The sequence below is a fragment of the Pseudomonas sp. UM16 genome, from assembly GCF_050312595.1.
Lineage (GTDB): Bacteria > Pseudomonadota > Gammaproteobacteria > Pseudomonadales > Pseudomonadaceae > Aquipseudomonas.
This window is the reverse complement of the sequence record NZ_JBNPJT010000009.1, coordinates 83,586-96,043: the sequence shown is the minus strand read 5'-3', so window position 1 is coordinate 96,043 and position 12,458 is coordinate 83,586. Positions and strand designations below refer to the sequence as shown.

Sequence of the window (12,458 nt, the reverse complement as noted above, 5' to 3'; positions counted from 1 at the left end):
CCGGGTAGAATGCTCGTTCGCATGCGGCCATAAGGGCTGCACGGGCGACTCACGGGGCCGCCCTCCATCCCTATGTGTGGAAGATCCTGTCGATATGTTTGCGCCTTTGTTAAAAAAACTTTTTGGAAGCAAGAACGAGCGTGAGGTGAAACGCCTGCTCAAGGCGGTGCAGTCCGTCAATGCCTTCGAAGAGAAGATGGTCGCCCTCTCGGACGAACAGCTGCGCGCCAAGACCGCAGAGTTCAAAGAGCGCCTGGCCAAAGGCGAGACCCTCGATCAACTGCTGTCAGAGGCCTTCGCCGTCGCGCGTGAAGCCGGCAAGCGGGTCATGGGCATGCGCCACTTCGATGTTCAGCTGATCGGCGGCATGGCCTTGCACGAAGGCACTATCGCAGAAATGCGTACCGGTGAAGGCAAGACCTTGGTCGCAACCCTGGGCGTGTACCTCAATGCACTGTCCGGCAAAGGTGTGCACGTGGTTACGGTCAACGACTACCTGGCCCGCCGTGACGCCAACTGGATGCGCCCGCTGTATGAGTTCCTCGGCCTGAGTGTCGGCGTTGTCACGCCGTTCCAGCCACCGGAAGAAAAGCGCATCGCCTATGCTGCCGATATTACCTATGGCACCAACAACGAATTCGGTTTCGACTACTTGCGCGACAACATGGCGTTCAGCATGGAAGAGAAATTCCAGCGTGAGCTGAATTTCGCCGTGATCGACGAAGTCGACTCCATCCTGATCGACGAAGCGCGGACCCCGCTGATCATCTCCGGCCAGGCCGAAGACAGCTCCAAGCTGTACATCGAAATCAACAAGCTGATCCCGCGCCTCAAGCAGCACATCGAGGAAGTCGAGGGTGAAGTCACCCAGGAAGGCCACTACAAGATCGATGAGAAGAGCCGTCAGGTCGAACTCAACGAAGCGGGCCACCAGTTCATCGAAGAAATGCTTGCTCAGGTCGGCCTGCTGGCTGAAGGCGAGAGCCTCTACTCGGCACACAACCTCGGCCTGCTGACCCACGTTTACGCGGGCCTGCGTGCGCACAAGCTGTTTCATCGCAACGTTGAGTACATCGTTCAAGACGGTCAGGTCCTGCTGATCGACGAGCACACCGGCCGTACCATGCCGGGCCGTCGGCTGTCCGAAGGCCTGCACCAGGCGATCGAGGCGAAGGAAAACCTGAACATCCAGGCCGAAAGCCAGACCCTGGCGTCGACCACTTTCCAGAACTACTTCCGTCTGTACAACAAGCTGTCCGGCATGACCGGTACCGCCGACACCGAAGCCTTCGAGTTCGCCCAGATCTATAACCTCAACGTTATGGTCATCCCGCCGAACAAGCCGCTGGCGCGTAAGGACTACAACGACCTGGTGTACCTGACTGCGGAAGAGAAGTACGCCGCGATCATTGCCGACATCAAGGAAAGCATGACCCAGGGTCGTCCTGTCCTGGTGGGTACGGCGACCATCGAAACCTCCGAGCACATGTCCAACTTGCTGCAGAAGGAAGGCATCGATCACAAGGTACTTAACGCCAAGTACCACGAGAAGGAAGCCGAGATCATCGCGCAAGCCGGTCGTCCGGGCGCGCTGACCATTGCCACCAACATGGCCGGTCGTGGTACCGACATCCTCCTGGGCGGTAACTGGGAAGTTGAAGTCGCGGCCATGGAGAACCCGACACCGGAGCAGATCGCGCAAATCAAGGCCGACTGGCAGAAGCGTCATCAGCAGGTAATCGAGTCCGGTGGCCTGCACGTGATCGCTTCCGAACGTCACGAATCGCGTCGTATCGACAACCAGCTGCGCGGCCGTGCCGGTCGTCAGGGTGACCCAGGTTCCAGCCGCTTCTACCTGTCGCTCGAAGACAGCCTGATGCGTATCTTCGCCTCCGACCGGGTGAAGAACTTCATGAAGGCACTGGGTATGCAGTCCGGTGAGGCCATTGAGCACCGCATGGTCACCAACGCCATCGAGAAAGCTCAGCGCAAGGTTGAAGGTCGCAACTTCGACATTCGTAAGCAGCTGCTGGAATTCGACGACGTCGCCAACGAGCAACGTAAAGTTATCTACCACATGCGTAACAGCCTGCTGGCAGCCGACAACATTGGTGACACCATTGCCGACTTCCGTCAGGAAGTGCTTGACGTCACCGTCGCCCAGCACATTCCGCCGCAATCGCTGCCTGAGCAGTGGGACGTGGCCGGCCTGGAAGCTGCACTGGCCAGCGATTTCGGGGTCAAGTTGCCGATCCAGCAATGGCTCGACGAAGACGATCACCTGTACGAAGAAACCCTGCGCGAGAAGCTCATGGCCGAGCTGCTGGCGGCCTACAACGAGAAGGAAGAACAGGCCAGCGCCGAAGCCCTGCGCACGTTCGAGAAGCAGATTCTGCTGCGTGTTCTGGACGACCTGTGGAAAGACCACCTGTCGACCATGGACCACCTGCGTCACGGTATTCACCTGCGTGGTTACGCGCAGAAGAACCCGAAGCAGGAGTACAAGCGCGAGTCCTTCAACCTGTTCCAGGAGCTACTCGACTCGATCAAGCGCGACACCATCCGCGTGCTCTCGCATGTTCAGGTGCGCCGCGAAGATCCGGCCGAAGAAGAAGCCCGCCTGCGCCGCGAAGCAGAAGAACTGGCTGCGCGTATGCAGTTCCAGCACGCAGCTGCCCCAGGGCTTGAGCAAGTCGAGGAGCAAGAGGAGGGCGCTGAAGTCGCCGTCGCCGCTGCCCCGGTGCGCAACGAGCAGAAGCTGGGTCGCAACGAACTGTGCTGGTGTGGTTCGGGCAAGAAGTTCAAGCACTGCCATGGTCAGATCAACTAACCTCATCTACCCGGCAGTCCGCTGATTCACGAACACCACGCCGCGACCGGTTCCGTACCGTCGCGGCGTTGTTCCATCTCAAGCACCGGCCTATTCGACCCGGTGTACTTTTTCTAGGAGCGCTTACATGGCTGTTGGTCTTGGTCCTTTGCCAACGTTGCACCCGGTTCCAGGTTTTGAACTCGGCATCGCCTCTGCGGGTATCAAGCGCCCGGGGCGCAAGGACGTGGTGGTCATGCGCTGCGCCGAAGGCTCAAGCGTTGCAGGCGTGTTCACCCTCAATGCATTCTGCGCCGCGCCGGTGATTCTGGCCAAGCAACGCGTGCAAGGCGGCGTGCGCTACCTGCTGACCAACACCGGGAATGCCAACGCCGGTACAGGCGCCCCAGGCCTGGCGGCTGCCGAGCGCACCTGCGCCAAGCTGGCCGAGCTGACTGGCGTCGACGCCAGCGCCGTATTGCCGTTTTCCACCGGGGTAATCGGTGAGCCGCTGCCAGTCGAGAAAATCGAAGGTGCCCTGCAGGCTGCATTGGACGATCTGTCGGAAAACAACTGGGCTGCCGCCGCTACCGGCATCATGACCACTGACACCCTGCCCAAGGGCGCCAGCCGGCAGTTCCAGCACGAAGGCGTGACCATCACCGTTACCGGCATCAGTAAAGGTGCGGGGATGATCCGGCCGAACATGGCCACCATGCTCGGTTACATCGCCACTGACGCCAAGGTCGCCCCGAAGGTGCTCAAGGACCTGATGCTCGACGGTGCCAACAAGTCGTTCAACCGCATCACCATCGACGGCGATACTTCAACCAACGATTGCTGCATGCTGATCGCCACGGGCAAAGCGGATGTCGCTGAAGTCACCGAGGCCAAAGGCCCGCTGTTCGAAGCGCTGAAAAAAGCCGTGTTCGAGGTGTGCATGGACGTGGCTCAGGCCATTGTTCGTGATGGCGAAGGCGCGACCAAGTTCGTCACTGTCGAAGTCAACGGCGGCGGCAATCATCAGGAATGCCTGGACGTCGGTTATGCCGTGGCTCATTCGCCACTGATCAAGACCGCACTGTTTGCCTCCGACCCGAACTGGGGGCGGATCCTTGCCGCTGTCGGCCGCGCTGGTGTGCCTGAGCTGGATGTCAGCCTGATCGACGTGTACCTGGGTGATGTCTGCATCGCCAGCAAGGGCGGCCGCAGTGCCAGCTATACCGAAGCCCAGGGCTCGGCAGTGATGGCTGAAGAAGAAATCACCATCCGCATCGAGCTCGGCCGTGGCCAGTGCAGCGAAACCATCTGGACCACTGACCTGTCCCACGAGTACGTGAAGATCAACGCTGAATACCGTACCTGATGTGCTTTCAGCCGCTATGCGGCTGATCGCTGGCAAGGCCGGCGCCTACAAGGGGCACCCCCCTGTGGGAGCTGGTCTGCCAGCGATAAGGTCCGAAGGACCTTTCTCTCCTCAAACTCTGGAGCCGAACCATGAGTTACCACCTGATCATCGGCGACAAGCTGTATTCCTCTTGGTCGCTGCGCGCTGCCCTGGCCCTCGAACTGGCCGGCGCTACTTATGACGAAACCCTGATCAAACTCAACCAGGCCGATACCCGAGCGCGCTTGCTCGAGCATTCGCCAACGGCCAAGGTGCCCTTGCTCAAGTGCGAGCACGGCGTCATTGCCGACTCTCTGGCCATTGCCGAGTACCTGGCCGAGCGTCATCCTGAAGCCAACTTGTGGCCGACTGAGATTGGCGTTCGCGCCCAGGCGCGCTCTGCTTGCGCCCAGATGCACAGCGGCTTTTTTGCCCTGCGCGGCAATATGCCGTTTGACCTGTCTCGGGATGAAGCGTTGGAGCACATGCCGCTGGATGTACAGGTCGACATCGATCGCATCGTTGCCCTGTGGTCGGAATGCCGTCTGGCTGCCAAGGAAGCCGGTGCTTTCCTGTTTGGTTCCGTGAGCCTGGCCGATGCTTTCTTCGCCCCGATTGCCGTGCGCTTGCGCACCTACCGGGTGGAAGTGCCAGCTGAAGCGGCTAGCTATATCGAAACCATTTATCAGTGGCCAGCCTTCCAGGCCTGGCAAAAAGCTGGCCTGGCGGAGCGTGAAGGGTGAAACGTATACATGTAGCCGCGGCGGTCATTCGCGGTGCTGATGGCCGAATCCTGATTGCTCGCCGTGCTGATACCCAGCATCAAGGCGGCCTGTGGGAGTTCCCCGGCGGCAAGGTCGAGGATGGCGAGGCGGTGGAAGTCGCCCTGGCCCGCGAGCTGAACGAAGAGCTGGGCATTGTCGTTTCTGCTGCGCGGCCATTGATCAAGGTTAAGCACGATTACCCAGACAAGCAGGTGTTGCTGGATGTCTGGGAAGTCACTGGTTTTACCGGCGAGCCCCATGGCGCCGAAGGTCAACCGCTGGCCTGGGTAACCGCCCGTGAATTGCCGCAGTATGATTTTCCCGAGGCCAATCGGCCGATCGTGGCGGCGGCGCGCTTGCCGGGTGAGTACCTGATTACTCCAGAAGGACTGGAAGTGCCACCGATGCTCCGCGGTATTCAGAAGGCCATTGCCGGAGGGATCAAGCTGGTCCAACTGCGGGCGCCGAACATGTACGACCCCAAATACCGTGACGTCGCTGTGGACGCGGTAGGGTTATGTGCCGGCAAGGCGCAATTGATGCTCAAGGGGCCGCTGGAGTGGTTGGGCGACTTTCCCGCAGCGGGCTGGCACCTGACCTCTGAGCAATTGCGCAAGTACGCCAGTAATGGTCGACCGTTCCCTAATGAGCGTTGGTTGGCAGCGTCCTGTCATAGCGCCGAAGAACTGGATCTGGCAGAGCAGATGGGGGTCGACTTTGTCACCTTGTCGCCGGTGCAGGCGACCCAGACACATCCGGATGCCCAGCCGTTGGGCTGGGAGCAGGCGCAGCGGTTGATCGAAGGCTTCGGCAAGCCGGTGTATCTGCTCGGTGGGGTAGGCGCTGGCGAGCGTGAAAAGGCCTGGCAGCATGGTGCCCAAGGGGTGGCGGGGATTCGCGCCTTCTGGCCTGCACAATAGCTTGGGGGCCTGTAGCCGCAGCCTGGCGGCAGCGGCTACGAATCAGTATCAGGGTTTCGCCGCCGCCTGCCAAAGCACTTCGGCTACCCCTTGGCGCCTAGCAATCAAGCGCGCGGCGACAAACAGCAAATCCGACAAGCGATTGATGTACGCCAAGCCAACGCCAGTCAGCGGCTCGACACTGTTGAGCTGCTGACAGCGCCGTTCGGCACTGCGCGCCAGGCTGCGGCACACATGGGCTTGGGCAATCAGCGCCGAACCGCTCGGTAAAATGAAATTCTCCAGTGGTCCCAGTTCGTCGTTCCAGCGATCGATGGCCAGTTCCAGGCGTTCCACTTCAGCACTGTTCAGCGCCTGGTAGCTCGGCATCGCCAGTTCGCCACCGAGGTCAAACAGTCGGTGCTGGCAAGGCGCCAAAACTTCGATGATTTCCTCAAGCCCCTGTTCCGCAAGCCCGGCGAGCAACAGCCCTATCTGGCTGTTAAGGCTGTCGACCTCGCCAATGGCCTCAATCCGCGGATGATCCTTTGGCACCCGGCGGCCGTCTCCCAGGCCGGTTTGGCCTTTGTCGCCGGTACGGGTGTAGATCTTCGACAAGCGAAAACCCATGTTCAAGACTCCATTTTCTGTGGCTCGACGATAACCGGCGAGCTGTTGGCCAGTGGCAGGCGCAAGGTAAAACAAGTGCCTTGTCCCGGTGCCGATTGCACCTCCATCTGGCCTTTGTGGTTGTTGGTGATGATGAAATACGACACCGACAGGCCCAGGCCTGTGCCCTGGCCGATCTCTTTGGTGGTGAAAAACGGTTCGAAGGTGCGCTTGCGCACCGTTTCCGGCATGCCGACACCGTTGTCTTCGACCTGAATCTCCGCCCACGGTGGGTTCAGACGGGTACGCAGGATGATGCGTCCCGGTTCGCTGTCGTCTTCACGCAGGTGAATGGCCTGAGCGGCGTTTTTCAGCAGATTGAGCAGCACTTGCTCCAGTTCGTTGGCAGTGCAGGGCACCGGCCCCAGATTAGGGTCGAACTGGCGGATGATGGCTTGGCCCTTGAAGTCGAAGCCGATGGTCAGGTCGAAGTCGTTGCCGGCAATCTCCACCGCCTGGTCGATCAGCGCCGGCAAGTCACAGGGAGCCAGTTGGCGGTTGCTACGCCGGCTGAAGCTGAGCATGTGAGTGACAATTTTGGCGGCGCGCGCCCCGGCTTGCTGGATGCCATCGAGCAGTTGCGGTACTTCGCGACTTTCCAGGTAGCGATTGACGATCGGCAGGTCGATGCCCAGCTCGTTGGCCTGTTCCTGATTCTTCGCCAGATCTGGCGACAGGCGTCGGCGAATGTTCTGCACGTTGTGCAGGATCGCGCCTAGCGGGTTGTTGATTTCATGGGCCATGCCAGCGGCCAGGCCACCGACCGAGAGCATCTTTTCCGATTGCACCATCATTTCTTCCAGGGACAGGCGCTGGGTGATGTCATCGATACGGATCACCACCCCACGCCCGCCACCGCCCATCAACGGATAGAACGTCAGCGCGTAATGCCGGGCATCTTCACCTTTGGTCCAGGTCACGCGCTCGATCTTCGCCACCCGGTGCTTCTCGACACTTTCCTTGAGCTGCGGCAGAAACGGCTTGAGCGGCTCGAAGGCGAGAAAGATCGGTTGGTTCAACGCCTCATCCAGCGGCGTGCCGGAGAGCGCGCTGGCCTCCTGGTTCCACTGGGTTACATAGAGCTGTTCATCGAGGGCGATCAGTGCCGAGGGCATGGAGTCGATGATGCTGTTGAGGTAGTTTTGAAAGCCGGTGAGTTTCTTCTCGATCTTGCTGCGGACCTGGACCTCCAGCTCCAGCTTGCGGTTGGTGTGGCGGGTTTCCTCGGCCAGGCCTTGAGCCTGGTCGTAGGCATCCTGGAACTCGTCACGTGTGCGCTTGAGCTGCTGCTCGCGTGCTTCGATGCGCGACAGCATGGTGTTGAACGCTTCCGCCAGGCTGCCGATTTCATCGTCATTGCCGCGTTTGGCGCGCAGGGAATAGTTTTCCTCGCGGGTGACCTGGCGTGACAGCTGCTCGAGCTGGTCGATCGGTTGGGTGATCAGGCGCTTGATCTGCCGGGCAATGATCATCCACAGCAAAATGCTGAACACCAGGATGCCCAGGCTGGCAGTGAGAATGCCGGTATAGAAGGCCATCGGCAGTTCGCTGCTGGCGACCATCAACAGGTAACCCGGAGGGTGGCCAGGGCGGTTCAACTTGGTCAGTTGGGTGCTGCGAAACTCGGTCAGGCGCCAGTTCTCGATATGCCGGTAGCGCGTGGGCAGCGGCAGTTGTTCACCGTGTTGCAGTTGCGCGAGCAATTTGCCGTCGCTGCCGTATACCGCTGCTGCACGCAACGGCGTATAGCTGTCGAGCTCCTTGAGCAGGGCGTTGGCCGCCTCGGGCGAGTTGGCTGCCTGCGTAGCCAGTTGCGGGTTGGCCACCAGCCGACCAATGGTCTGCAGAGCCTGGGGGGCCATGCTTTCCTGGGATATCCAGTAGGCGGCGCTGATGAATGTCAGGTTGGCCACCAGCAAAATGGTGATCAACAGTACCAGCAGCGCAGCCAGCAGTTTCTGTCCGACCGGCAGGTTTTCCAGGCGTTCGCGCAGCGTCATGTGATAGCGGGATCCCGGTCTGTGGATGAAAGGGCAGGGTAACGCTGCCTTCAGTCGCAGGGCAATCGGCGCGCACTCAGGTGTTCGAGCAGGCGTCGATAGAGTCGCTCCAGATGTGGCAGTTCCAGGCCATGGCGGCTGGCGATGCGGCAGGCGTGGCCAAGCAGGTAATGAATTTCGGTACGCCGGCCCTGGCGTACATCCTGGTACATGGAAGAGTAGTTGGCGGCGGTGGCCTTGATCACCCGTTCTACTTCCTCGTTGAGGCCGTTGGCCGCTTCAGGCTGGCCGCAGCATTGCAGCAGTTCGGCGAGCTCCGCACAAAGGGTCGCCACTTCGCAATGATGCGCCTGCAGGCCACCGTTGTGGCAGTCGTGTAACACCGTCAGCGGGTTGATGGCGCAATTGAGTGCCAGTTTGCGCCACAGCCGGGTGAGGATGTCCGGCGTCCACTGGTGGGGAATTCCGGCATCGTTGAGCTCATCCAGCCACTCTGGCGTCAAGGGGTTGGCCGGATCGCCCAGCCAGTTGAAGCCGTGACCGGCGAAATTGACCTGCCAATCGACTTCGCGAAACGCGCCTTCGGTGCTTGAGGCAAAGATGCAACGTGCATGCGGGACCTGGTTGGCGACCGCATCCTGGCTGCCAAGGCCGTTTTGCAACAGGATCAGTTCGGCGCCGTGGGCCAAGCGTGGCGCCAGATGCGCGACCGCGTGCTCGGCATCGTAAGCCTTGCAGGCCACCAGCAGGCGATGAATGGGCGTGCTGTCGGCGACGGTTTGTGCCGGGATTGCATGCAGCTGCGCCTGGCCCTTGTCGATCAGGGTCAGACCACCGGCCGATTCATAGGCCTGCAGGCGCTGGGTATCGCGCAGGATCAAACGGACCGCTTTGCCCGCACGCGCCAGGCGGCAGGCCCAGAGGCTGCCCAGACTGCCGGCGCCGAGAATATGCCAGGTGCTGCTCATCAGCGTTTCGCAACCGTTATAATGAGCCGGTATTTTAACCGTCAAACCCTGTGCGCTCCATCGCGCTCTTTGATTAGAGCGGCGAGCGTGCGTTTATTTTTTGGAGAGAAGGTATGCCGTCGTTCGACGTGGTATCGGAACTGGACAAGCACGAAGTCACCAACGCCGTGGAAAACGCGGTCAAAGATCTGGACCGTCGTTATGACCTCAAGGGCAAGGGCAGCTTCGAGTTCAAGGAAAAGGACCTGACCGTCACCTTGACCGCCGAAGCCGAGTTCCAGCTCGAAGCGATGATCGAGATCCTCAAGCTGGCCCTGGTCAAGCGCAAGATCGACGTCCAGTGCCTGGAAGTCAAAGATGCCTATGCTTCGGGCAAAGTGATGAAGCAGGATGCCACCCTCAAGGAAGGCATCGACAAGGAACTGGCGAAGAAGATCGTCGCGCACATCAAAGACGCCAAGCTCAAGGTTCAGGCCGCCATCCAGGGTGAGCAGGTGCGTGTCACCGGCAAAAAGCGTGACGACCTGCAGGAAGCCATTGCGGCCCTGCGTGCCAAAGAATTCGGTATGCCGCTGCAGTTCAACAACTTCCGCGACTGATCAACGTGCCTGGGAACCTTGGCGCCGTTTTGGCGTCCGAGGTTCTTGTTGCCGCTGAAACGATTGCGGCGCGATTTATACAGCTTTTGCCCCTCGGCATCAGGAGAACATTATGGATTTGAGTGCTGAAGTCGATCAGCTGGTTAAAACGTCGCAAACCTGGGTTCCCTTGATCATGGAATATGGCAGCCGCCTGTTGCTGGCGCTGCTGACCCTGGCCATTGGCTGGTGGGTGATCAACAAGGTGACCTTCCGTCTGGGCAAACTGCTCGCCTTGCGCAACGCCGACCAGGCCTTGCAAGGCTTTATCAGCAGCCTGGCGAACATCATTCTGAAAATTCTGCTGGTGGTCAGCGTAGCCTCAATGATCGGTATCGAGACCACCTCGTTTGTTGCCGCCATCGGTGCCGCGGGCCTGGCCATCGGCCTGGCATTGCAGGGCAGCCTGGCGAACTTTGCCGGTGGCGTGCTGATTCTGCTGTTCCGTCCGTTTCGCTTGGGTGACTGGATCGAAGCTCAGGGTGTCTCCGGCACCGTCGATAGCATCCAGATCTTTCACACCGTGCTGCGTACCGGTGATAACAAGACAGTGATCCTGCCTAACGGCAGCTTGTCCAACGGCATCATCACCAACACCAACCGGCAGCCGACCCGTAAAGTGGTGTTTGATGTCGGTGTCGATTATGAAGCCGATCTGCAGAAGGCCCGTCAGGTGCTGCTGGAGCTGGCCAAAGACCCGCGTGTGCACCAAGACCCGGCGCCGCAGGCAGTGGTGTCGATGCTCGGCGATAGCTCGATCACCTTGTCTCTGCGGATCTGGGTGAACACTGCCGATTACTGGGATGTGCTGTTCATGCTCAACGAGCATGCGCGCGATCGTCTGAAGGAAGAGGGTATCGACATTCCCTTCCCGCAGCGGGTAATCCGTGTAGTGCAGGAAGCCGCGGTACAGTAAGCCCTTTCTCGGGGCGGGTTCACCGGGACGCCTCGGTGAATCCGCTCCACGGCATTACACTTGTTCACGTCTTCGCGCTATCTGTGCCCCCGCCTTTCTGGCATATAGGCTGGCTTACCTCTGTTTGCCGGCCTCATCATGCTTACCCCGTTGATCAATATCACCCCATTGCGAGCGTTCTGCTTCGCGATGACGCTGGCGCTGTTTGAACTGCTGACCTACCTCGCCAGTGATGTGGTGATGCCGGCCATGCCGGTGGTGGTCGCTGATCTGCGTGCCAGCCCCGAATTCATTCCCCACGCTTTGAACCTCTACTTGCTCGGTGGCGTGCTGCTGCAATGGCTGATCGGTCCGCTGGCTGATCGCTACGGTCGCCGACCGCTGTTGCTGGTGGGCTGTGCGATGTTCTGCGTGACCTGCCTGGCGACCTTCTGGGTCGAGGGAATCGAACTGTTCAACCTGCTACGGCTGCTGCAGGGTATTGGCCTGGGCTTTGTGGTGACGGTCAGTTACCCGGCCTTGAACGAGGCGTTCAGCGAGGCCGATGCGGTACGCATGATGGCCTTGCTGGCCAATATCGCCCTGCTGTCGCCACTGCTCGGGCCGTTGGTGGGGACTCTGCTACTGGAGTGGGTATCGTGGCGTTGGCTGTTCGTGATCTTTGGTGCTTGCGCAGTGCTGTCCTGGTTTGCGCTGTACCGTTTCATGCCGGAGACGCTGGGCGTTGAGCGCCGTGACGGTTCGCGCCTGGCGTTCCAGCCGATTCATCTGAAATCGCTATTGGCCGGTTATGTCCAGTTGCTGGGTAACCGTCGTTTCGTCGCCGGTAGCGCGGCGCTAGGCCTGGTGGGGTTGCCGTTGATTGGCTGGATCGGCCTGTCGCCGGTGCTGTTGATTCACGATGAAGGCTTGAGCACCCTCGACTACGCCCTATGGCAATTGCCGGTGTTCGCTGGCCTGATCCTGGGCAACCTGGTGATCAACCGGATTGCCGACCGCTATCCGCTCAACAGCCTGGTGCGTGGCGCGCTTTGGCCTTACTTGGTGGGGCTGCTGGGCATGATGCTGGCTACATGGCTGGTGCCAAGTGTGCCGAGCCTGGTCGCAGGGATGTCGATTTATGCGCTGGGTCTGGGTATCGCCAATGCGGTGCTGTACCGCATGACGCTGTTCTCCAGTGAACAGAGCAAAGGCCTGGTGTCGGCCATGCTGGGCATGATCACCATTGCTCTGTTGGGGTTTGGCGGCGCCTTGTTGGCGCTACTCGGTGCTGGCGCCAGCCTGCTCAGCTTTGCTGTTGCGGCGGGGCTGGCAGGTATCCTGGCGCTATGGCCGCTGAAGGTCGTTCTGGGTGCCACATGCGCACACCCGGAAACGATGCCGGGGTAATCCCGGCAAGCGCCTCAGA

10 protein-coding genes are annotated in these 12,458 nt (G+C 60.2%); 7 read left to right on the top strand and 3 right to left on the bottom strand.

All coding sequences use genetic code 11. The features are described 5' to 3' along the window. The first annotated feature begins 94 nt into the window (after positions 1-94). From secA to ACQRAX_RS12545, 4 genes are all read left to right on the top strand, one after another. The gene (gene secA / locus ACQRAX_RS12560) at positions 95-2,830 is read left to right on the top strand and encodes a preprotein translocase subunit SecA (RefSeq protein ID WP_412039793.1); all 2,736 of its coding nucleotides are present in this window, start codon (positions 95-97) and stop codon (positions 2,828-2,830) included. A 127-nt stretch (positions 2,831-2,957) separates the two neighbouring features. Beyond that, positions 2,958-4,175 (top strand): bifunctional glutamate N-acetyltransferase/amino-acid acetyltransferase ArgJ, encoded by a 1,218-nt coding sequence (argJ, locus tag ACQRAX_RS12555; RefSeq protein WP_412039792.1) that lies wholly within the window; start codon positions 2,958-2,960, stop codon positions 4,173-4,175. A gap of 131 nt (positions 4,176-4,306) precedes the next feature. Further along, positions 4,307-4,939 (top strand): glutathione S-transferase, encoded by a 633-nt coding sequence (locus tag ACQRAX_RS12550; protein ID WP_412039791.1) that lies wholly within the window; start codon positions 4,307-4,309, stop codon positions 4,937-4,939. Beyond that, positions 4,936-5,880 carry a Nudix family hydrolase gene (locus ACQRAX_RS12545; protein WP_412039790.1) on the top strand — a complete coding sequence of 315 codons (945 nt, stop codon included), beginning with the start codon at positions 4,936-4,938 and terminating at the stop codon, positions 5,878-5,880. The genes ACQRAX_RS12550 and ACQRAX_RS12545 overlap by 4 nt, the downstream gene beginning before the upstream one ends. Before the next feature lie 48 nt (positions 5,881-5,928). On the opposite strand, the gene ACQRAX_RS12540 is transcribed toward ACQRAX_RS12545, so the two are convergent. The 3 genes from ACQRAX_RS12540 to ACQRAX_RS12530 are packed head-to-tail and all read right to left on the bottom strand — an operon-like array spanning position 5,929 to position 9,496. Continuing rightward, entirely contained in the window at positions 5,929-6,489 is a 561-nt protein-coding gene (locus tag ACQRAX_RS12540) for a cob(I)yrinic acid a,c-diamide adenosyltransferase (protein WP_412039789.1), read from the bottom strand. A 2-nt stretch (positions 6,490-6,491) separates the two neighbouring features. Beyond that, positions 6,492-8,528 carry a sensor histidine kinase gene (locus ACQRAX_RS12535; protein ID WP_412039788.1) on the bottom strand — a complete coding sequence of 679 codons (2,037 nt, stop codon included), beginning with the start codon at positions 8,526-8,528 and terminating at the stop codon, positions 6,492-6,494. Between the two features lie 50 nt (positions 8,529-8,578). Next, entirely contained in the window at positions 8,579-9,496 is a 918-nt protein-coding gene (locus ACQRAX_RS12530) for a putative 2-dehydropantoate 2-reductase (protein WP_412039787.1), read from the bottom strand. A 113-nt stretch (positions 9,497-9,609) separates the two neighbouring features. Here ACQRAX_RS12530 and ACQRAX_RS12525 point away from each other — a divergent pair, with 113 nt between their 5' ends. The 3 genes from ACQRAX_RS12525 to ACQRAX_RS12515 all read left to right on the top strand — a co-directional run bounded on the left by ACQRAX_RS12525 (position 9,610) and on the right by ACQRAX_RS12515 (position 12,439). Next, positions 9,610-10,095 carry a YajQ family cyclic di-GMP-binding protein gene (locus tag ACQRAX_RS12525; RefSeq protein ID WP_128323918.1) on the top strand — a complete coding sequence of 162 codons (486 nt, stop codon included), beginning with the start codon at positions 9,610-9,612 and terminating at the stop codon, positions 10,093-10,095. A 112-nt stretch (positions 10,096-10,207) separates the two neighbouring features. Next, the gene (locus tag ACQRAX_RS12520) at positions 10,208-11,050 is read left to right on the top strand and encodes a mechanosensitive ion channel family protein (RefSeq protein ID WP_412039786.1); all 843 of its coding nucleotides are present in this window, start codon (positions 10,208-10,210) and stop codon (positions 11,048-11,050) included. 138 nt (positions 11,051-11,188) lie between these two features. Beyond that, a complete protein-coding gene (locus tag ACQRAX_RS12515; RefSeq protein WP_412039785.1) occupies positions 11,189-12,439 on the top strand; it encodes an MFS transporter in 1,251 nt (416 codons plus the stop codon). Positions 12,440-12,458 lie beyond the last annotated feature (19 nt).